Annotated in this window: 14 protein-coding genes; 12 read left to right on the plus strand and 2 right to left on the minus strand. The window is 43.6% G+C overall.

What is annotated here, in order from left to right:
• The first annotated feature begins 183 nt into the window (after positions 1 to 183).
• Together rho and rpmH are read left to right on the plus strand one after the other, a co-directional pair.
• Complete coding sequence (rho, locus tag IPM47_01310; GenBank protein ID QQS29619.1) at positions 184 to 1,965, plus strand: transcription termination factor Rho; 1,782 nt, start codon at positions 184 to 186, stop codon at positions 1,963 to 1,965.
• 100 nt (positions 1,966 to 2,065) lie between these two features.
• The gene (rpmH, locus tag IPM47_01315; protein ID QQS29620.1) at positions 2,066 to 2,221 is read left to right on the plus strand and encodes a 50S ribosomal protein L34; all 156 of its coding nucleotides are present in this window, start codon (positions 2,066 to 2,068) and stop codon (positions 2,219 to 2,221) included.
• Between the two features lie 214 nt (positions 2,222 to 2,435).
• On the opposite strand, the gene IPM47_01320 is transcribed toward rpmH, so the two are convergent.
• Positions 2,436 to 4,814, minus strand: coding sequence for a T9SS type A sorting domain-containing protein (locus tag IPM47_01320; protein QQS29621.1), 2,379 nt, complete (start codon positions 4,812 to 4,814; stop codon positions 2,436 to 2,438).
• A 234-nt stretch (positions 4,815 to 5,048) separates the two neighbouring features.
• Here IPM47_01320 and IPM47_01325 point away from each other — a divergent pair, with 234 nt between their 5' ends.
• The 5 genes from IPM47_01325 (at position 5,049) to IPM47_01345 (ending at position 9,913) form a co-directional block, all read left to right on the plus strand.
• Positions 5,049 to 6,899, plus strand: coding sequence for a LysM peptidoglycan-binding domain-containing protein (locus IPM47_01325; GenBank protein ID QQS29622.1), 1,851 nt, complete (start codon positions 5,049 to 5,051; stop codon positions 6,897 to 6,899).
• Positions 6,900 to 7,076: 177 nt separating this feature from the next.
• Positions 7,077 to 7,958: a cell division protein FtsX gene (locus IPM47_01330; GenBank protein ID QQS29623.1), complete on the plus strand. Its 882-nt coding sequence runs from the start codon at positions 7,077 to 7,079 to the stop codon at positions 7,956 to 7,958.
• Between the two features lie 76 nt (positions 7,959 to 8,034).
• Complete coding sequence (locus IPM47_01335; GenBank protein QQS29624.1) at positions 8,035 to 8,325, plus strand: DUF3098 domain-containing protein; 291 nt, start codon at positions 8,035 to 8,037, stop codon at positions 8,323 to 8,325.
• 23 nt (positions 8,326 to 8,348) lie between these two features.
• On the plus strand, positions 8,349 to 9,140 hold the full coding sequence (locus IPM47_01340) for an undecaprenyl-diphosphate phosphatase (GenBank protein QQS31359.1): 792 nt from the start codon (positions 8,349 to 8,351) through the stop codon (positions 9,138 to 9,140).
• A gap of 107 nt (positions 9,141 to 9,247) precedes the next feature.
• Complete coding sequence (locus tag IPM47_01345; GenBank protein ID QQS29625.1) at positions 9,248 to 9,913, plus strand: hypothetical protein; 666 nt, start codon at positions 9,248 to 9,250, stop codon at positions 9,911 to 9,913.
• A gap of 29 nt (positions 9,914 to 9,942) precedes the next feature.
• Here the strand turns inward: IPM47_01345 and gldA are convergent, their stop codons facing one another.
• A complete protein-coding gene (gene gldA, locus IPM47_01350; GenBank protein QQS29626.1) occupies positions 9,943 to 10,878 on the minus strand; it encodes a gliding motility-associated ABC transporter ATP-binding subunit GldA in 936 nt (311 codons plus the stop codon).
• A 254-nt stretch (positions 10,879 to 11,132) separates the two neighbouring features.
• Between gldA and bshB1 the strand changes: the two genes are divergently transcribed.
• The 5 genes from bshB1 to IPM47_01375 all read left to right on the plus strand — a co-directional run bounded on the left by bshB1 (position 11,133) and on the right by IPM47_01375 (position 23,022).
• A complete protein-coding gene (gene bshB1 / locus IPM47_01355) occupies positions 11,133 to 11,867 on the plus strand; it encodes a bacillithiol biosynthesis deacetylase BshB1 (protein ID QQS29627.1) in 735 nt (244 codons plus the stop codon).
• Positions 11,868 to 12,035: 168 nt separating this feature from the next.
• Positions 12,036 to 15,536, plus strand: coding sequence for a T9SS type A sorting domain-containing protein (locus IPM47_01360; protein QQS29628.1), 3,501 nt, complete (start codon positions 12,036 to 12,038; stop codon positions 15,534 to 15,536).
• 199 nt (positions 15,537 to 15,735) lie between these two features.
• Positions 15,736 to 16,386, plus strand: a complete 651-nt coding sequence (gene upp, locus IPM47_01365; protein ID QQS29629.1) for a uracil phosphoribosyltransferase — start codon at positions 15,736 to 15,738, stop codon at positions 16,384 to 16,386.
• 867 nt (positions 16,387 to 17,253) lie between these two features.
• Positions 17,254 to 19,482, plus strand: a complete 2,229-nt coding sequence (locus tag IPM47_01370) for a PQQ-binding-like beta-propeller repeat protein (GenBank protein ID QQS29630.1) — start codon at positions 17,254 to 17,256, stop codon at positions 19,480 to 19,482.
• A gap of 576 nt (positions 19,483 to 20,058) precedes the next feature.
• Positions 20,059 to 23,022, plus strand: coding sequence for a TonB-dependent receptor (locus IPM47_01375; protein QQS29631.1), 2,964 nt, complete (start codon positions 20,059 to 20,061; stop codon positions 23,020 to 23,022).
• Positions 23,023 to 23,029: the final 7 nt, after the last annotated feature.

Raw genomic sequence — 23,029 nt, forward strand, 5'->3', positions numbered from 1 at the left:
AACCTTTTGACCTTAAGCCCTTCATCAATTCTGTATGAATGTGTGAACACGTATCAACTGAAAATTTGCTGTGGATAAAAATTTAAATACCCCCGGTTTGTAAAGATTTTCTTAGCAATAAATTCAATCTTTCAATTAGACATTTTAGCTTTTAAAAATTCCAAATTTAATCTTCTCCTACTTATGTACGATATCTTGCAGCTCAGCGAAATGGTAATGCCCGATTTAAAGGAAATTGCCCATCAATTAGAAGTTGATGGCTTTAGCAAGCTAAAGAAAAACGACCTTATTCTTAAAATCTTAGACAAGCAGGCTATTCTTTCCAGTATGGAAGAACCGGACGAAGTAAAAGACGATCGCCCTTCCGCATATTCTGACATTCAGGAAACCCAACCATCCGAAGAAACCCCCGAAATCATCATATCAATGGATGATGTCGTGGAAGAAGTCAGTACAGAAAATACCGAAACAACTGACAAAGTAGAGGAAAAAAATGTAACCCAAATTACCTTAAAAAGACGTGCTGCCGAAAATAAAGAGGAAGAAGAGGCCGAAACAGAAAATGAAAATGGCAACAATGGCTTAAACGGATTGTCAAGGGTTAAAAAATTGCGTAAAAGAACTCCGATTACCGAACTGAAAGAGCGCGAAAAAGACACCGCTATTGACCGAAACAAAACCGAAGAGCCTAAAACCATTGAAACTGAGTTGTCCCCCGTTGTTGTTCAAAAAACTCAGGTGATATTGAACAACGATGAGAACAGAAAAAAAGAAAAGCGACCGGAAAAGCAACAAAATCAAGACAACCGTCACAACCGCAAAGACAAAGAACCTGAGTTTAATATTGACATGGACGGCATGATCATAGGCGAAGGTGTGTTGGAAATGATGGCAGACGGGTATGGTTTCTTGCGCTCCGCAGATTACAACTACCTCAGTTCACCGGACGATGTCTATGTTTCACCTTCTCAGATAAAATTGTTTGGCTTAAAAACCGGCGATACCGTAACCGGTGCTGTCAGACCTCCCAAAGAAGGGGAAAAATATTTCGCACTATTAAAGGTAGAGTCAATCAATGGAAAGGGTCCTGAGGATGTGCGCGACAGGGTGCCTTTCGATTATCTGACTCCGGTGTTTCCCGACCAAAAAATAAACCTGTCCGGAGATAACAGCACTTTATCCATGCGAATCGTAGATTTGTTTACCCCTATCGGAAAAGGGCAGCGCGGACTTATTGTTGCCCAGCCCAAAACCGGTAAAACCTATTTGCTCAAAGATATTGCTAATGCCATAGCCAGAAATCACCCCGAAGTCTATCTTATCATCCTGCTGATTGATGAACGCCCCGAAGAGGTAACCGACATGGAGCGCAGTGTAAATGCAGAGGTCATCGCCTCTACTTTTGACGAGCCGGCAGACCGCCATGTAAAAGTATCTCAAATTGCACTCCAAAAAGCTAAACGTTTGGTAGAATGTGGACATGATGTGGTCATCTTGTTAGATTCAATTACGAGATTAGCAAGGGCACACAATACCGTTGCTCCTACTTCGGGCAAAGTGTTGTCGGGAGGGGTCGAAGCCAACGCATTACATCAGCCTAAAAAGTTTTTCGGCGCGGCAAGGAACATAGAAAAAGGAGGGTCTTTGACCATCATTGCCACTGCCCTGATTGATACCGGTTCGAGAATGGATGAGGTGATTTTTGAAGAATTTAAAGGCACGGGAAATATGGAACTCCAACTTGACCGCCGCCTGTCCAACAAACGGATTTATCCCTCAATTGACGTAATTGCCTCGAGCACCCGCCGTGACGACCTGTTGTTAGACCGGGATGTGCTCAAACGCATGTATATTCTTAGAAACCATTTGGCAGATATGAATACCGAAGAAGCCATGAATTTCCTGCTTCAACACATGCGGGGCACAAAATCTAACGAAGAATTTTTGATTTCAATGAACGGATAACCTAATTTTTAACCCTTATGGTTAAAAAATGTATCCTCCGATATACAATAACTTTAAAAAAGTATTACTTTTGCAGCCCAAATTGTAAAATCATATCCTCATGAAAAGAACATTTCAACCTTCTGTCAGAAGGCGTAAAAACAAACATGGCTTCAGATTGCGCATGAAAACCAAAGGAGGACGCGCTGTATTGGCCAGAAGAAGAGCAAAGGGCCGTAAAAGACTTTCGGTTTCCGATACCATGCATGTTAAATAAGCAAGAAAAGCCATTATATATCCTTGCTTTGTCTTGTACTATAGAATTGGTTTAAGCCGGTTATAGCGGAGGTAATTATTGTTTGTTAAAACCCATCCCTCCTCTTGTCGGAATCCTGCTATTGTACCGGTGAGGTTACTAATCAAAAACGGTTATCAGTCCCTGCCTGTTTGCAGATTCTGATAACCGTTTTTGTATGTAGCTTAGTCCGGATTTACTCTTTGAACAATTTCTGAACAGACCGGCTGCTGCTGTTGGAAAGCATTGCTACATATAAACCCGAAGGCAAATCGTTTACTTGAAGAACATATTGGTTGTTGCCTTCCGAAGCCAATATTAACGCGTCCATCACCAACTGTCCGGCAGTATTGTATAAACTGACTTTAACGGTTTCTGAAACAGGCGAGCTGAAGTTCAACCATGCCTCCTGTTTTACGGGAACGGGTAAAATGGTGAAAGCAAACAAGTTTTCTACACCGGCAGGCAAGTTGCGCTGCAACAAAACAGTTCCCAAAAAATGCTCGGTTCCGTCAAAGTCGGTTTGAGAGAGTTGGTAATACGACTTTCCGGATGGTGCTTCCGCGTGTAAAAAATCATACTGTTGGTTCAATGAGGTAGTTCCCGCAGCTTGTATTTGTCCTAAAGGGCGGAAATTGCCGGCTCCTTCGGAGGAAAAATAGAGGGTGTAATGTGCACAATTTGTTTCGGAAGCCACCTTCCATTGCAACTCGTTGCCAAGGTCCGTAGTTTTTCCGGTAAAACTGAGGAGCTCAACAGGCAGCGTATTGCAGAAAGGCTTGGTCAGCACACTTCGAACACAACCCATTGCATCCGTAAACGTGAGCTGATAGTTTGTTCCCGGAGTTAAAGGGCCAAAACTGATGACCGTATTGTCTTCGTTGATTACGCCATTGTAGCTGCCCGAAACAGAATAGGGCGCTGTCCCGCCACTGACTGAGGCAAAAACGGAATAATTTTGAGTTACCGGCTCACAAGTAAAAACATGAATAATTTCCATCGCTTCGCATTGAACGTCGCAACTTTGAAGGGTAATGCAAACTTCGTCCGTTGCAGTACCGCAGGCATTGCTGACCGTTACCGAATAAATTCCGGTTTCTTCAACAAGGTAAGTGGCGTTAGCACTGCCATCCTGCCAGATATAATCGGTAATTTCATTGCCGGTTGCGTCAAGCAGGTTGACATTTTCGACACACAGGTCTTGTAAGGTTTCTCCCAGTTCGACAGAAGGTGCCGGTGTTAAAAAAACCATAATAGTGTCAGAACTAACCCCACAATCATTGCTGATTGTGAGCGAATATACCCCTCCTTCTAAAACCGAAATCGCCGGAGTAGTTTGTCCGTTTGACCATTGAAAGTTCAGATTGTCGTCCAAAATGTTAGAACTAAGCGCAGCAGCCTGACCTTCACAAACGGTAACATCCGGCCCTAAGTCAAGGTTATAATCCACTACTAAGGGAAGGAAAGTGATGGTATCGGTAACACTGTAACAGTCATTGCTCACTTCAACCCAATAAGTTCCATGAGCTGTCACTTCAAAAACAGGATTAGTAGTGCCGTTTTCCCATAAATAGGCAGTTGCTCCGGCAGTTGTGGCATCAACGGCAACCGTTTCATTTTCACAAATAAACAAATCCGGACCCAATTCTAAAACCAACTCCGGCACAATACTAATAGTAACGACATCATTAAAATCGGTTCCACATTCGTCAATAACCGTTACCGTATAGGTCGTAGTTTCGGTGGGCGTAGCAACAGGATTGGGGATATTGGGGTTGTCAAGTCCGGTAGTTGGCTCCCAAATATACAATTCAAACCCTTCGGGCACACTCAGAGGCACACTTTGACCGGGACATATTGCGGTGTCCTGCAACTGGTCGGTGAAAGAAACATAGTCCAGACAAATTGCATGGACATTGTTGGCACCTCCGGTTGCTGAGGTAAAACCCCAGAAAACATCAGGGTCTCCTCCAAAAATATCGTCCACAATATTGCCGGTATAGGTCAGACGCAAATTACAGTCAAAATAGACAGACAATGTTTGGGTTTCTGTCTGCCATACAATACGCATATTGTGATAGGCGCAATCTTCCACATTGTCGCTGCTTGCGCTAATGGCAACAGGTCCGGCAAGGTTATTGACTCCGCTGTGGTTCAGGTCGCCGTTTTGCTGAATGGCAACATGGTCAAAAGTCGGATCGGCGTATGCTTCAGCGCCGCTGTTGTTTTGCCAGGTATCGAACTCAACACCTAACGAGGGCACAATGCCCTGAAATCCTATTCCGCCTCCTGCGCTGCCAAGCGATGTGCTGATTGGTTGAAGAACGAAGTAGATTCCATCGGCCCCGTTGGCATCCACACATCCCAGAAAAATGTCAAAGTCAAGGGTAAAACTTTCAAACAGGCTGACCTGTTCCAGATACCACATGGAACCTGCCTGATTGTTGATGGCGGGAGTCAGTTCAAAACAGTTTTCGTCTGTTTGAATAGCACTGCCGTTAAGCTGATATTGTGCCTGTAGCGGAAGTAAACCCAACGTAAGAAAGAAAAACAAAAAGGTAAAAGTTGTTTTCATGAGCATACGCATTTGGTAAATGAATAGATATTGTTTGGGTGTGCAAAATAGAAAAAAAATGAGAGTGTATATCAATTTCATCATCATTGCTTAACTCATGTTACTAAAACACAAGCAGATGAGGTTAATTGTAGCATCCGAAAGACGGCCAATCTGTCTTTTTGCTTAATTTTACACCAATTGTCCAAAGCGGCTGTTTAACCCCGCAATTACTCCCCTTTAAACTTGACTTACATGCGAATATCTGTTTGTAATTTTTCACGAATAAGCACTCTTTTATTCATCTCTTTATTGATGTTTCAGTTAAATGTATTGTTCGCACAAGTAACTAATGTTACCAAAAGAGAATTCCCCAAAACTACCCCTGCCGACAGTACCGGTAAAAAACCTGCCGATGAAAGCCCTCAAAACACCAAGTCGTCGGCCACTATAGCACCGGCTAAACCCAATACTGCTAAACCGACACAAGAGAGCGGCTTTGATTATCAGGGAGGTGTAGATTTGCAAATTCCCGATGCGGACGAAGAAGAGCCTTGGGTTGATGCTGAAAAAGAAAAGCAGGAAGAAGCTGCACCTGTAGAAAAAGCAACTGCTCCCAAACCTGTTGTGGAGGAGCAAAAGGTTTATGTCGAATCACAGCGGGATGTCATTAAACAAAATAAACTCCTGCGAGGACCAATTACAGCAAGTTATCCGTTGGCAGCAGATAAAATTCCTGAATTTACAGATGAAATTTATGAAGAACGCTTAAAAGCCCTCCCCACTCTAATCCCTATGGAGTTCGATGAATTAGTGAGCAGGTTTATCTCCATCTACCTCTTACACCGCCGCGATCAGATAGCCCGAATGTTGCCAAGAACAGACCATTACTACCGGATATTTGAAGATGCCTTAGACAGGTACGGACTGCCGATTGAACTGAAGTATTTACCGGTCATACAATCTGCACTTATCCCTCATGCCAAATCTAACAACGGGGCGGGGTTATGGCAACTATCCTACGGCACCGCCCGCCTCTACGGTTTAGAGGCTAATTCATTTATTGATGAGCGGTTCGACCCCCTGCTATCCACTGAAGTCGCCGTTCAGCATCTCCGATCTTTGTATGGAAGATACCGCGACTGGCAATTGGCCATTGTTGCATTTAACGTTGGTGAAGGAGTAGTCAACAAAGCTATTAAAAGATCAGGCGGAAGAAAAGACTACAAATCAGTTGCTCCTTTCTTATCCGAAGAAGCACAAAGCTATATCCCTCTGTTTACAGCAGCGGTCTATGCAATGAATTACTATCCCGAACATAACATTATCAAGCACGATGCCGCTTACAATTTTTATGCTACTGACACCGTGAGAGTCTTTGTGCCCCTGGATTTGAAAGAAGTTTCCAGTTATTTAGGAATGCCGCTCGAAGAGTTGCAGTTTTTAAATCCCGCTATCAAACGGGCAGTAATTCCGAGAATGGTGAATGGATTTCCGGTTACCCTGCCGGTTAACAAACTTTCAGATTTTATGAGTTTTGTTGCCGAACGAACTCCTCAGCCCGGTGAAATAGTACTCAATACAGCCAAAGTAAAAGACCGCATGCAACTGCCGGCAGGTAATGTGTGGAACTATAAAATGGATGAATTTGGATTAGAATACACACCGGTTAAAATTGATGAAAGTAAGCAGTCAACTATTGAATACCGCGTCAAAGTTGGCGACTCGCTGGGAGAAATTGCAGAAACCTTTGACTGTACGATTGCCGAACTGAAAAAGTGGAATAAACTCAGCAACAACAAAATATCAGTTGGGAAAACTTTAATCATCAAAGTCCCAAAAGTTTACGAAAAAGTTTACCGCAATATTGAGGCCCGTAAAATAGAAGATAATATTATCCCGGCTTCCGCTTTGCCTGAAATGAATGAAGCCGCCTCAGAAACTCCAATCGTTGCGCAATATATTTTCCAGCAAGGCGATAGTCTGTCAAAAATTGCTGCCGCTTTCAACATCACCAAAGATGCTCTGATGCGACAGAACAAACTCGTTTCGGATGATGTAAAGCCCGGCACCACCTTACAAATACCTGCACCAAAAAGCAAATAGTGCTTCTTAGAATCCTTCTTTTTTGCAAAAACTCATATCTCTTCCATTAAATTCGGTAGATAATATGCCTTCTGATGCCACTCGAGCAACTGTTTTATACTGCCGGGTCTTTTGATATTAGCGTATTAAGGGGTAATTGCCTACATTTGCAGGTTAAACGACACATAACCTATTTGCATGTCCGGTTTGCCGCCTAAGAAAGGAAACAGTACCCGTTTCAGTAAGCCTTCTTATGCTTATTCTATTGTAAGTATAGCATTGGTGCTGTTCTTAATCGGAGTATTATGTGTGCTACTTATGCAGGCAAGGCAGTTGTCCAGACATTTTAAGGAAAATCTTGAAATCATCGTTATTTTGGACGATGATTTAACGGCCGATTCCATTAAGCTACTCAAAACTGAAATGGCTTCAAAACCCTACACCAAGTCCGTCCAATATATTTCAAAAGATGAGGCGGCACGTCAGTTTATTCAACAAACCCAAGAAAACTTTGACTCCATACTTGGCTTTAACCCCCTGTTTGCCTCCTTCAGTTTGTATTTGAATGCCCCTTATGCCAATACAGACAGCTTGACAAAAATCAAAAATCTATTGGTAAAAAACAAAGCTATCAAAGAAGTGTATTATCAAGAAGCAATAATAACAATGGTAAACAGCAATATCAAAAAAGTCGGTTTTTTTATTGTAGCTTTAAGTTTGTTGTTTTTTGCCATTGCATTTGTTTTAATTGACAATACCATCAAACTGGCCATGTACTCCAATCGCTTTCTGATAAAAAGTATGCAATTAGTTGGCGCTACCCGATGGTTTATTGCACAGCCGTTTATCACTCAAAGCATTTACAATGGAATGGTCAGCGGGATGCTCGCTTCAGTTTTACTGGCTTTGGTGTTGTTGATGGCACAAAAAAACATGCCCGAACTTAGTATTTTACACGAGTTGCTTAGTTTTGTACTGATTTGTATCATCATTACCCTTTTCGGTGTTTTCATGTCTTGGTGGAGCACCAAAACTTCGGTCATAAAATACCTTCAACTGCAATTAGACGAATTGTATTAACCCTGCTTTTTGCTTGAATTTGACTTTACCGGTTTAAAACAACCTATTTTTCTCAACACTAATTAATCGTTATATCATGTACAACAATCGCCGCCTTTTCGGAAAAAAGAATTTCTATATCGTTTTAGTTGGAATTGGTTTGATTCTGCTTGGTTTTGCGCTGATGTCAGGAGGAGCGAGCACTGACCCTAATGTTTATCCCGAAGAAGTCATTTACGGATTCAGACGTACCGTCTTGGCACCGGTGATAATCCTGTTGGGATTTATTGCCCAAATTGTTGCAATTTTTACACCGGTCGAAGAAACGGAAACTGATTCAGCAATTACAACCAAATCAACTTCAAAAACAAATATCAATAAACGCTAAACAAGGGGTATTGTAATTTGCTTATGAGCATTATTGAGGCGATTATTTTAGGAATTCTTCAGGGATTTACTGAGTTTTTACCGGTTAGCAGCAGCGGGCATATTGAACTTGGAAAGGCTTTCTTTGAAATCACCGGCGCGAATAATCTGACATTTACAATTTTGGTACATGGTGCAACGGTGTTAAGTACCATGATTGTTTTGAGAAGCGAAATATGGAAACTATTGTCGGCAATCTTCAGGTTCAAATGGAACGAAGAAACGCAATATCTGACCAAACTTGCTTTATCAATGATACCGGTGGGGTTGGTGGGTGTTTTTTTTGAAGATGCAATCGAAGAGTTGTTTACCGGCAGGGTTGTAATGGTAGGCTTTTTACTTATGGGCACGGGATGTATTTTGCTGTTAAGCCGATTAGACAGAGGACAGAACAAACAAGTGGGCTACAAACACGCGTTAATTGTTGGGTTAGCACAGGCAGTAGCCATCCTTCCCGGAATTTCGAGATCGGGAACAACTATTGCAACTGCACTGGCTTTGGGAGTAGCTAAACCTGAAGCCACCCGTTTTTCGTTTCTGATGGTATTGGCCCCAATAATGGGCGCTACACTGCTGAAGGTAAAAGATCTGGAACAACAAGCCGTATCCTCGGCAGAATGGATACCTTATTTGGCCGGGTTTCTGGCAGCATTCATTTCCGGATGGATCGCTTGCCGTTGGATGCTGAACATTGTTCAGGGAGGTAAAATTGCCTATTTTTCTGTTTATTGCTTTATAATTGGTGCTGTAGCTATTATTGCAGGGTATATCGCTTAAATTGCTTGTCCTCTACTTTTTTCGACTATACAACCCTTCTCCCGAACAACTTTTAACCAACTTCGTATAAACTGATACTGACCAAACTGATACAAAATCTGAAATTCATGAGGCATCTTGTTTTGTTTTTACCGCTCCTATTCAACATGGTCGTTTTGCCGGCTCAAACATCCTTTAGCAGCGATGACCCCGGAGGCATCATTCTGACTAAAATCAACTCACAAGGAACAGAACTCCCGTTTACTATTAAAGATGCCGTCAAGGTAGTGCGGTTTTTTATGTCGCAAGAAGGCATACAACAATGTGAGTCGGATTTGGATAAAAATACTTTGAAAATAGTTACCCGCCGCGGCTATGATCCGGTTAAAATACTGCTCAACCCGGTACTTCATAATCAGGTGAGTGAAATGGGATATAAAATTCAGTTCAGAAGTGCGGTAAAGGCCAAATCAGATGACCTGCCTGTTCCTGCAACCTCCACCACTAAAGCCACTTTGCCAGAAACCCCAAAAAAACAACCTGACAAATCTAACGCCGGTGCTAAAACTACAAACAGCGATGTTCCGTCAGACTGTACCGATTGCGGAGACCAAAAAGTAAGTAAAGAAACCTTGGATCGTTTGGTAACGCCGGATGCTTATGAGGGCAGTTCAATATTAATTGACTTTGACGAAAACAGTACGGATGGAGGGATTAATTTTGATTCACCGGGCATGTCAGAAGCACAATTAGACAGTCTGCGAAGAGTTTTATTTAAGCCCGACCCCAAATAGTAAAAGCAGGACCAATCAATTTGAAGACATCAGGATTGTGCCATAATGTTTGGTGCCCCTGAAGTCAGTTGTCTGAATACATCTTCAAGGCTGCTTTGCTCCTGTACAAGGGTAAGCAATATGAAGTTGTTTTTAACTGCAAAATTAAATAACGCGGGGCGAAGGTCCTGATTTCCTTCAGAATAAATGCGCCATTTGTTGGCCCCAATCTCTTCAACCCTTAGAACACCCTCAATGGTTTCGAGCAGATGGGCATCGGGCATGGGAGAAAACTCGGCAATCACCGTAGTTTGGCTTTGAGCACGATGTTGCAGGTTTTCGGTCATATCGTTGGCAACGACTACACCCCTGTCCAGGATAATAACCCGGTCGCAAAGGGCTTGTACTTCCTGCATAATATGCGTACTTAAAATCACGGTTTTCTCCTGCCCCAGCATTTTTATTACCTGTCTGATTTCTATCAACTGGTTGGGGTCTAAACCTGAAGTAGGTTCGTCTAAAATGAGTACCGGAGGATTGTGTATCATGGCCTGTGCCAGCCCAACCCGCTGACGATAGCCTTTAGAAAGTTGACTGATATGCTTTTTTTGCTCGCGTTCTAACCCGGTCAGTCCAATCATTTCATCAATACGGCTTCGTGCTGCATTACCCAATTGATGCAGACGGGCAATAAATTCGAGCGATTCGCGGACGTACATATCAGCATACAACGGGTTGTGTTCGGGGAGGTATCCTATTTGCTGCCTAACCTCCATGGGAGATTCCAAGATGTCGAACCCGCAAACCTTTGCAGTCCCCTCTGTTGGAGGAATAAAGCAAGTTAGCATCTTCATGGTGGTTGTTTTACCTGCCCCGTTAGGTCCTAAAAATCCCAGAATCTCTCCTTGATTTGCTTCAAAACTGATGCCGTTCACCGCTTTTTGCGTACCATAAAGTTTGGTCAATCCGCTTACTTGTACTGACATGCCATAAGTTAACCCGTTGAGTAAAATATACCCTGTTTAAACATAAAACTCCTGTATGATGTTTTGATGTGAGTTTAAACAAGACTAAAAAGGCAAAAATACATTATTTCGCAACAACGTAAAAAGATGACCGCATATTTGCAAAGTTGCTTTACCGGGCAACCTGCTTTTTCCCGTCAGTTTAAATCCGAACTTATCCTTTTGGACCGATATTAAGTACAAAATACAACAGAAAACATTAACCATTCCATCGCATGAAGTTAGACATTTTAGCCATTGGCGTACATCCGGATGATATAGAATTGTCTTGTGGCGGAACAATTTTATCCCAAATTTCAGCCGGTAATACAGTCGGTTTGTTAGACCTTACTCTCGGACAATTAGGAACCCGGGGAAGTGTGGAACTGAGAAAGAAAGAAGCAGAAGAAGCAGCCAGAATATTAGGCACTTCGGTCAGGTTCAACTTAGAGTTTGAAGATGGATTTTTTACCAACGACCTCAAACATCAGTTAGCAATCATAGGAATTTTGCGTGCCTGTCAGCCCGAAATTGTTTTAGCACCGGCGTTGTCTGACCGGCACCCTGACCATGGCAGAGCCGCCAAACTTGTAGCCGATGCCTGCTTTTTGTCGGGTTTGTTAAAAATTAATACCAACGACCCAACCACCGGAGCCATTCAATTGCCATGGCGACCTAAGGTTTTGTATCATTATATTCAGGATAGTTTTCGCAAACCCGATTTTGTGGTGGACATCAGTCCGTTTATGGAACAAAAATGGGCGGCAATTCAGGCTTACGGCTCGCAGTTTTACAACCCACAATATCAGGAACAAACCGGTGAAACGCACACTTATATTTCGGACAAATCATTTTTAGACCGGCTCAACGCCCGCGCATTAGAAATGGCACGGCAAACCCCCTTTACCTATGCCGAAGGATTTGAAACCACCCGCTCCATCGGAGTAAAAAGTCTGTTCGATCTTGAATAACTTTCATCACAGACATGTTCAGCGAAGGAGGCCGATTCCGGAAGGTACCCTCTGAATAAGTTTAAATAGCTTAACTTTGCAGGTTCATACTTTAATTAGTTTTTTATGCGCTGCTTTTTGTTTTGTTTGCTTTTCTTTGTATTGAATTTTAGCTTAAGCGCAGCCGGAATGAGCCTATGTAATCCGCCCGGATTATTTTCGGCAACCAATATCAATTACACACATGCCACACTGAGCTGGGAGGTTTCTCCTACTGCCAATACTTATTTGTTGCGGTTCAGACCTTTGGGTTCGACAAACTGGATAGAAGCACTTTTAGTTGCGAACAGCGCAGTTGTTTACCTTCAGCCCTGTGTTCAATATGAAGCGCAGGTGCAAACAGTTTGCGAAGGAGAGTCGAGTGCATTTACTCCTTCTGTAGTTTTAACAACTCAGGGTTGCTCAGATCCTTATTGTTTTTCTTACGGTGGGAATACCAATTTTGAATGGATAGAATCGGTCAGCCTGAATCAAATCAACCATACATCGGGAATCAATTATGGCTATGTCAATTTAACCTCCATTTCAACCGAATTGCAGCAAGGAAATATCTACCCGCTCGTTTTGCAACCCGGCTATTACGATTCTGCTTATGGAGAATACTGGCGCGTATGGATTGATTACAATAAAGATAATGATTTTAATGACCCCAATGAACTTGTTTTCGATTCGGGTGGAGTTTTTAGCACTGCCGTAACCGGTAGTCTCACGGTTCCTGCTTCAGCCCCGCTTGGCACAACCCGTATGCGGATTTCGATGAAATGGCTAAACGAGGGCGATTCGCCGCCTTTATCATGTGAAGGGTTTGGATTTGGTGAAACAGAAGATTATTTAGTGAATATAGTGGCCTCTGATTGCAGCGGATTAAGTGTATCGGTTTTAAATATTCCGGCATCATGCGGACAGAGCAACGGGAGTATTAGTATTACCCCATCCGGTGGGCAGATGCCCTATTCCATTTTGTGGAACAGCGGGCAGACAACCTTTACCTATCCCAATCTGACAGCAGGTCTGTACAATTTTACCGTAACCGATGCGAGCGGTTGCAGCCTTAGTCAGCAAGTTACTGTTTTAAATGCAGGTGCTCCCTCAATAACGGTAAACTCAGTTACCTTTAATTCCTGCAACCAAAATAACGGTACTATCTCAGTTTCTGCATCCGGCGGTACAATGCCCTATTTCTATACATGGTCGCATACTACCTTACTAACCGGTCCCACTGCTACCGGGCTTAACGGAGGCACTTATTTTGTAACCGTTACCGATGCAAACAATTGCTATTCACAAATTTCGGTAACCGTCGGCAATATATCGGGGCCTTCGCTTTCAGTCAGCAATATTACCGCTGCTACCTGTGCGCAACCGAATGGCTTTATCGAGTTGCAGGTAACCGGTGGGACAGCACCACTCACATTTAGCTGGTCGCATAACATTTTGATGAACTCAAATCTTGCATTTAACCTGCCTGCCGGTTCTTATAGTTGTACGGTTACTGATACAAACGGATGTTCAGATGTGGAAACTGTCAATGTTTCATCTCAAAGCAATATCACCCTGATGGTTCAAAGCGTTCAGCCGGAAGGATGCGGTTTGACAAACGGCAGTATTACTGTTGCTGCAAGCCCCAATGCTGTTGCGCCTCTCACTTACACCTGGTCGCATAGTCCTGCTCTCAATTCGGCAACTGCAAATTGGTTAGCCTCCGGCAATTACTGGGTTACCGTTACCGATGCTTTGGGTTGTACGGCTGTTGCCACTCAAAGTGTAGGTGTGTCAACTGCTACGCCGTCCATCAATATTGTAAACATTCTTCCGACAAGTTGCGGAACTTCAAACGGCAGCATCAACGTCATTTCAGTGATGGGTGCCGGACCCTTTACCTATTCATGGTCACACGACAATCTTCTCAATTCTCCTATGGCAGCAGGGCTGAGTGCGGGCATTTATACAGTAACTGTCTATGGGCCGAATGGATGTTTTGACACCCATACCGAAATTATCCCCAATACCAACGCTCCGGTGATTGACATTGCCTCCATTACCAACGACCTGTGTAACAACGGATTTGGAGCCGCATCGGTTTCGGCAAGCGGCAGTCTTGCACCTTACACCTTCAACTGGAGTAACGGACAATCTGGACCAACCGCTGACAATCTGACTGCCGGCACCTATATTGTAACAGCAACCGATGCAGCAGGATGTATAGCGCAGTTAAGCATAAACATCAACAATGTGTCGAGCCTTTCTGAAGTCAATATTTCCACTCAAAACGCAACCTGTGGATTAAACAACGGTATAGCTACCGCTACTCCGGTGGGCGGAGCACTTCCCCTGTCCTTTTCATGGAGTGTAGGATTTTCAAACCCAAATACCAATTTACCGCCCGGCGAATACTCTCTGACAGTAACGGATGCCAACGGATGTGATGTAGTTAACCAGTTTACAATTTCTGCTATTCCTGCCCCCATTCTGACAGCAACCGCCACCAACACAGCCTGTAACCAAAACACCGGTACTGCTCAGGTTACTGTCGAAAACGGAACATCGCCCTTTAACTATATCTGGAACAACGGGATGACCTCGCCATCCTTAACCGGAATAAGTGCCGGACTTTACACCGTAACTGTTACAGATTCAAACGGATGTATCGCATCCGCACAGGCCACCGTCAGTTTACCGGCTATGCCTTCCATTGCAATTGTGGAAATAGTACCCGCCTCTTGTGGGAACAGCAATGGTTCAATTTGGGTGGATGCTTCCGGCGGACAGGCTCCTTATTCTTTTAGCTCACCGCTGAACGGGTTCGGATTTGCCAACAACCTTCCTTCTGGAACCTATACCGCATCTGTTACAGATGCCAATGGTTGTACTGCTTCACTGGAGTTAAATGTTCCACAAACTCCGCCCCTGACGGCTTCCGTTTCTTCAATTCCTTCCGATTGCCTTGGCAATGACGGCATAGTTACCGCCAACGTTTTGAGTGGAACTCCGCCATTTACCTATTTATGGATAGAAAACAATGCGAGTTTCACCACCGAAGAAACCGAATTCACCTATTCCAATCTGGCTTCGGGCTTTTACGATTTGTCTGTTACCGATGCGGCCGGCTGTTCTCAGTTGCTGACTGCCGAAGTAGGTCAAAACAACGGGCCACAGGTTTCCCTGCCCGATACCCTTTTTGTGTTACCCGGTGAACAGGCTTTGATTGATGCAACCTATCCCGATGCCACCTACCTTTGGAGTACAGGACAAACTACACCTGCTGTTTCGGTTGGGCCAGGCTCTTATTGGGTGGCTGTAACGGCAGACGGATGCACCACGACTGTTCAAATCGAAGTCGTTGTTTTTACCGGTATCAGCCCCGAAGTTCTGTCTGAACGGTTTAGAATCTATCCAAACCCCGCACAAAACACCGTTTTTCTGCAATCCCCCCCCCATATCGGAAGCAATCCTTTAATTTTGCAATGGACTGATGTTTATGGCAGAATTTGCAGCAAACCTGTAGTGTGGTCAGGCAACAACGACATTCCTTTTGAGTTCGACCTCCAAAATTTTCCTCCCGGCACCTATCTGCTGAAAATAACCGACTATACCGGCAAACAACAGGTGGAAAAGGTGGTAAAATGGTAGTGCTGTTTGTTGATGTAATTTAAATTGACCCGGCAATCTGCTTTCCCTGAATTAAGGTAAAAAAATGATTACTTTTGACTCTTATCATCCAATAACAATTATTCCAACTAAGTTTTATCTAAAGCGGGGCATGTAGCAAGGTTTGTTTTTGCAGTTAAATGTCCGTTTTTGAGCAAAACTTAAAGCACAACCAACCACTATGATTCACGATATCAGTCAAAACAACCCTTTAGTAGGACAAATTATGTCTGAGTTGCGGGACGTGAGCCTGCAATCCGACCGGATGCGGTTTAGAAGAAACTTAGAGCGTTTGGGAGAGATGTTTGCTTATGAAATCGGCAAGAGATTACCGGCGGAAGAAAAGGAAATCACCACTCCCCTTGGCACAGCACTTTGTACTGTCTTGAGCGAACAACCTGTTTTAGCAACCATTTTAAGAGCCGGACTACCTCTCCATCAGGGGCTGCTTAATGTTTTTGACCGTGCCGACAATGCCTTTATTTCAGCCTACCGCAAACATCATAAAAACGGGCAATTTACCATTAAGTTAGAATACCTGTCTTCTCCCGAATTAGATGACCGTATTGTCATTCTGGCCGACCCTATGCTCGCCACAGGTGCTTCCATGGTGCTCACACTCGAACAACTATACGAACAAGGCGCACCTAAAGAAATGCACATTGTTACGGCAATTGCCTGTACCGAAGGCATCGCAGAATTAAGGCGACATTTCCCGAATATCAGTATCTGGACCGCTGCAATAGACGAAGAACTGACAGCAAAAGGTTATATTGTTCCCGGTTTAGGCGATGCCGGCGACCTGTCGTTTGGTGAAAAAACTCAGGACTGAGGTGCATCAGTTATTGCCCTGAAACATATTCTAATCAATGTGTTTTTATCCCTGTCAGCGTTCACAATGCCAACAAGGTTCTCCCTCTTTTTGTACCGCAATATCTCCCACTCGCAAACACAACCTCGCCGCCTCTGTTTTCAAAATTACCATTATCAGTGTCTTCACTGATAGCGCTAAAAACACAGTTGACATTACGCCGGTGCAGGGGCACATTCAATCATTGCAGAGGTGCTTTAAGTTATTGCAGGGGCACAATGCCTCAATTCAGGGTGACTCTAACCTATTGCAGGGGTACATTCACTTATTGCATAGGTACATGAACTCATTGCAGGGGTGCATTGACCCGTTGCAGGGGTACTTTAAGTTATTGCAGAGGTGCATTGACCTTTTGCAGGGGTGCATTGAGTCATTGCAGGGGTGCATTCACCCTTTGCAGAGGCACTTTAACTCATTGCAAAGATGCATTCACCCTTTGCAGGGTGGCTTTGGGGCTTAACGGAGGATTAAAAAGCTCTCGAAAAGCGTGATTTTTCCCGAATATAGTTCGTATTTAAGAAAATAAATGTTGTGTTGTTCCCCTTCAATGTAGCTAAAACTCCTGTTAAAATGATGCTTAGGATTTAAGATTGAAGGGTGAATTTAGAATAAGCAATATCTTTTTTTGGTATATCATTTTAATTGCTCAGGGGGGGTAACCGTACAAATCCGGCTGTCAATCAGGAATTTGTGTTAAATAGTTAATCCTGATACAGATGAGTTTTTTACAGTAGAATAAGTTTATGAATAACTGTATCTTTGCCTTTGACCTAAAGTCAGGCTTTCCCTGTTTAGTTTTTTGTTCCATCTATTTTCAACCATTTTCTAATGAAAAAGTTCCATTTTTTGCTTGCGTTGTTCTTTTATTTGATAGGCCAGTATGTTTCAGCCCAAACTCTGGTTTGGAGCACTTTGGTTGATACCGGAACCTGTTTCTCCTCTCCCCGAGCCGGCGACCTGAACAACGACGGCATTCTGGACTTTGTTACCGGCGGTGGTGAAGAAGGGTTTTACCGCACAAAAAGCATTACTGCTTACAATGGCGCAACAGGCGACATACTATGGCATGTTGCCGCCCGAAACCGCATTTATGGCAGTGCTGTTTTTTTAGATATTAGCGGTGATGGCAACAACGATGTGTTTATCGGAGGAGGCAGTGCTGAGTTTATGGCCATCAATGGAATTAGCGGCGAAATTATCTGGGAGTTTTTTCCGGAAGGCGATACCGTACCGGCCGAAGATTTTGGATGGTATAACTTTTACTCTCCCCAATTGATACCCGATCAGGACGGCGACGACCTGCAGGATTTGCTGGTTTCAAACGGAGGCAATCCCGCTGCTTTGCCCATTGACACCATAAACCGCCCTCCCGGAAACCTGCTCATTCTGAGCAGCGCAACGGGCGATATTCTCGGTTTGGCAGAAGTGCCGGATGGAAAAGAAACCTATATGTCGCCTTTGGTGTATGATTTTGGTAATGACGGCATATTGGATGTTATTTACGGAACCGGCGGAGAAACCACGCACGGGTCCCTATGGAGAACAACGGTGCCCGATATTCTTGCCGGCGATATCAACGCATCGGTCAAACTGATAGACGGTGGGCCGAAAGGATATATTGCGCCTCCGAGTCTTGCCGACCTGACCGGAGACGGAACCCCGGATATTATTGCACCCTGCTACGGAAACAAACTCACTGCCATAGACGGCAACAACGGAGATATGCTTTGGCAAAAAAACTTACCCGGCACAGAAACCATCTGTACCCCGGCAATCGGACGATTTACTGATGACCATATACCGGATGTGTTCTTCATTTACGCAACCGGACTTGCTCCTACTTTCTTCAACTATGTAACGTTAATGATAGACGGCGCTACCGGGCAAACATTGGTACAGGACACCTTACCGGGTTGGTCGTTGATTTCTCCGTTGGCTTTTGATTACAATGGTGATGGTTTTGACGAAGCATTAGTTTCCACCAATCAGCCCTTTATGCCGCCCGGCCCTTATGCTCACCAAATCCTTTTGTACGATTTTGCCAACGATCAAACATCAACCCTTATTGATATAACACCCGGCACCAATTTGGGTTCCACTCCCTGGGTGGGTGATATTGATGACAATGGAACCCTGGAATTGGTTTATCTGCACAACAACAATCCGATGGTGATCAATGTGAACGATGGGTTTGTGCTAAAACGCTATGATTTAACTGCTGAAACACCCGGCAATATCGCGTGGGGAGCCTATATGGGAACGGAATATGACTGCCTGTATGACAACCCCATGCAGTCTTGTTTTAACTATGTTGTAAATTTCAGTGCTGTTAATGTTACTTGTTTTGGAGGGAACAACGGCATCATTACCGGAGCGGTGCAGGTTGGCACCCCGCCTTACCGTTATATATGGAATGGGGTTACCTCCGGGCCTAATTTTTCACCAACCTATGCCATCAGCATTCAAAATCTTGAAGCCGGAAATTATACACTTCAGATGCTGGACGGGGTGGGCTGTCTTGCTTCCTATGAGGTTACTCTTACCCAACCCGATGAGTTGGTCGCCGAATTTTCTTCATCAACTCCTACTGCAGGAAACTCAGACGGTGAAATTGAGGTGCTTGTTAGCGGCGGCACACCGCCATATACCTACGAATGGAACACCACCCCTCCTCAAACCGGAACTACAGCCACTAATCTGGCAGCCGGTGTTTATTCACTTACCGTTACCGACAGTACAAATTGCACACTCGAACAAACCGTTGATTTGTTCGTTACCGGAATGCCCCTTGCTGCCGGTTCAGAATATAACTGCCTGTTGGTCTATCCAAATCCGGCCAATAAGATGTTGTCTATACAAACAAATCCGAACTTAATAAATGAAGACGGTTTGACTTTATACTTATTTAATAATATTGGTCAACTTATGCACTCACAATCATTATTGTCAGGCACTACTCTTCAGCTTGATGTCAGTGCCTACCCCGCGGGAGTTTACCGGATACAAGTAACCGGAAAAAACACCAGCCTGCAAGAACAGGTAATTCTGTATAGATAGAAAAAGCCGGTTCAATAATAAACTCGCAAAACGATGAAAATTTGCTTTTTATCGCAATTTTCATCTATACAGACTAATACACTCATATATAAGTTGAACAACATTTGCCGGCAAAAAAATTACTGTAACCGGTTCAAAAATAAAACCGGAGTTCCTCGTAAACAGAAACCGGTTAGTGTTGTTTTAAAAAAAATGCACTCCTGCCTTAAAAAACAGTACAATTTATGTTGAGAATGAAGTAAATTAACTCAACTTTGCGAATCACACAAATCCTTTAGCGCAACCCTTCACATATTTAGATTTAAGGATATTTTAGAAAACAAAAAAAATAGTACAAATAATATTTTTGTGGTTTCTGTTTCTTTCATTCATATCCAAACGTTGTTCTATGCCGGAGTATAAACACATAGTTTTCAAAAAATTTTGTTTTTTGTGAGTTGTTTTTTAACATTCATGCTAAGTTTGCAATAATTAATGCAAAAATAATTATGCAATTATTGGACAAATCTGATTTCTGTTGCATTTTTTTTCACTTTACATTTTTACAACTTTTTTACTAATCAACCATAAATTTTTATGAATCCAACATTACGCAAGACATTTAAACGGTTTTGGATGACGGCAATGCTTATGTTGCTGTTCAGCACACAATTGTTATTGGGGCAAGGCCGCAATATCAGCGGCACGGTTGTTGATGACCAAAGCGGAGAGCCAATTGTAGGAGCGAACATTTTGGTAAAAGGTACCATTACCGGAACGGTAACAGATATTGACGGCAAATACAGCCTTAGTGTTCCTGCCGGTTCTACGGTGATTGTTTATTCTTATGTAGGTTACGATACGCAGGAAATCACCCTCGGTGCTTCGTCGGTTATAGACATCAGGCTGGCTGCAGGTGAATTGCTTGATGAAGTGGTTGTAATCGGCTATGGTGTGGCCAAAAAAGAAGACCTGACCGGCTCTGTAACACAGGTGTCAACCAAGTCCTTCAACGAAGGACCTGTCAACACACCCGAACAACTCATTGTTGGCCGGGTAGCAGGGGTTCAGGTTACTTCGGCAGGCGGTGCACCGGGAGGCGGCAATACCATCCGAATCAGGGGAGGGTCTTCTCTGACCGCTAATAACGATCCTTTAGTTGTTATTGACGGAATTCCGGTTGATGCCGGCATTTCAGGTTCTCAAAACCCTTTAAACACCATTAACCCCAACGATATCGAGTCGTTTACCATTCTGAAAGATGCTTCTGCTACTGCTATCTACGGATCGAGAGCATCAAACGGGGTGATCATTATTACCACTAAAAAAGGAAAATCCGGGCCTGTGCAATTGTCTTACAGCGGAGATTTCAATATCGGTCAGACTGCCAAACGGTTAGAACCATTGACCTCCGATGAATTCAGAGTATTGGTCAATGAAATAGGGAATGCGTCACAAATTGCCTTGCTTGGCAATGCCAACACAGATTGGCAGGATGAAATCTATCAGACCGCAACCGGTACAGACCATAATTTAAGTGCAGCCGGAAGCATTAGTGATGTGTTGCCCTATAGGGTTTCGTTGGGCTTTACCAATCAACAAGGAATTCTCAAAACCTCCAACATGGACAGATATTCAGGTGCTTTGTCGTTAAGCCCCAAGCTGCTCGATGACCACCTGTCTATCAACCTGAACGCCAAAGGCTCTATAGTTAAAAATCGCTTTGCAGATGTGGGTACAATAGGAAGTGCCATTGTGTTTGACCCAACACAACCCGTTTTCACAAACAGCGATGCATTTGGCGGCTATTTTGAATGGGTGGATGTTGACGGCAATGTTGCGGTTAATGCGCCAAGAAACCCATTAGCCAGATTAGAACAGCGCGAAGACCTGAGTACTGTTAACCGTTTTATCGGTAATGCGCAGTTTGATTACAAATTTCACTTCCTTCCCGAACTTCGTGCCAACCTAAATTTTGGGATGGATAAAGCCAGAAGTGATGGAACAGTACAAGTACCTGTTGAAGCTGCCTCTGAAATCAACAATGGCGAAGGGGGGATGGACAATTCTTACTTTGAAGAAAAAACCAACCGTCTGCTCGATTTTTACCTGAACTATGGTAAAACCGTCAACAGCATTAAAAGCAAATTTGACGTTACGGCAGGTTATTCTTACCAGGGATTTCACGTAGAAAATGAATTTTTAACCCGAGATGTTTCCGGTAGCCGAAGCGATACCACCGATTATGAAGGCGAATACGTGCTTATTTCCTTTTTCGGAAGGTTTAACTATACACTTAACGACAAGTACCTTTTAACGGTTACGTTGAGAAACGATGGTTCTTCCAGATTTAGTGAAGAAAATCGCTGGGGTCTATTCCCTTCCGTTGCAGTTGCATGGAACGTTGCCCGCGAAAACTTCTTGGCCAACTCAAGAGTATTGACCGATTTCAAATTACGCGCCGGATATGGTGTTACCGGTCAACAAGATATCATCGGCTTTTATCCCTATCTGCCCCGTTATACCTCCGGTTTAAGCAGTGCACAATATCAGTTTGGCGATCAGTTTATTACAACACTTCGACCTGAAGGCTACGATGCCGATATTAAATGGGAAGAAACCACAACCTGGAACGCAGGTCTCGATTTCGGTTTCCTTGAAAGCCGTATCTATGGTTCGCTCGACTTCTATCAACGCAAAACGAAAGACCTGCTTAACCAAATCTCTATACCTGCCGGTACCAACCTGACCAATCAGTTGGTAACTAATATCGGGAATATGGATAACAGAGGGGTTGAATTTTCTATCAACGCCAACGCCGTTAACAAAAACTACTGGTCATGGGATCTGGGCTTTAATATTACCGGACAACATACCGAAATTACCAACCTGACCCTGAACGATGACCCGACCTTTATCGGAAATCCGACCGGTGACATTTCAGGTGGTGTTGGAAACAAAATCCAAATTCACAGCGTGGGCTATGCGCCAAGTTCTTTCTTTGTGTTCAAACAGGTCTATGATGCCAACGGCAAACCGGTCGAAGGTTTGTATGAAGACCTGAACAAAGACGGTCAAATTACCGAATTAGACAAATACCGGTACAACAAACCTGCTCCCGATGTGTTTTTAGGTTTTAACACCATGCTCAGATACAAAAACTTTGATTTAAGCACAGTTATCCGGGGCAACTTCAACAACTATGTTTACAACAACGTCAATTCTGACAGAGGGATTAAATTCATTACAGGTGCGACACCGGATTATATTACCAACACCCTCAGTACTGCACTTGAAGACGGATTTACCAGCCGCGAGTATTTCTCTGATCACTATGTCGAAAATGCTTCATTTATGCGCATAGACAACATCACCCTCGGCTACGCCTTCGACAAATTGTTTACCAACCGTTTCAACGGCAGGTTATATGCTACTGTTCAAAATGTAGGGGTAATCACCAACTATACCGGCTTGGATCCTGAAGTTCAAAACGGTATTGACAACAATATCTACCCACGTCCAAGGACATTCCTTTTAGGACTTAATCTCAACTTTAAGTAACTCATCA

The organism is Sphingobacteriales bacterium, assembly GCA_016700115.1.
In the GTDB taxonomy this organism is placed as follows: Bacteria; Bacteroidota; Bacteroidia; order Chitinophagales; family UBA2359; genus UBA2359.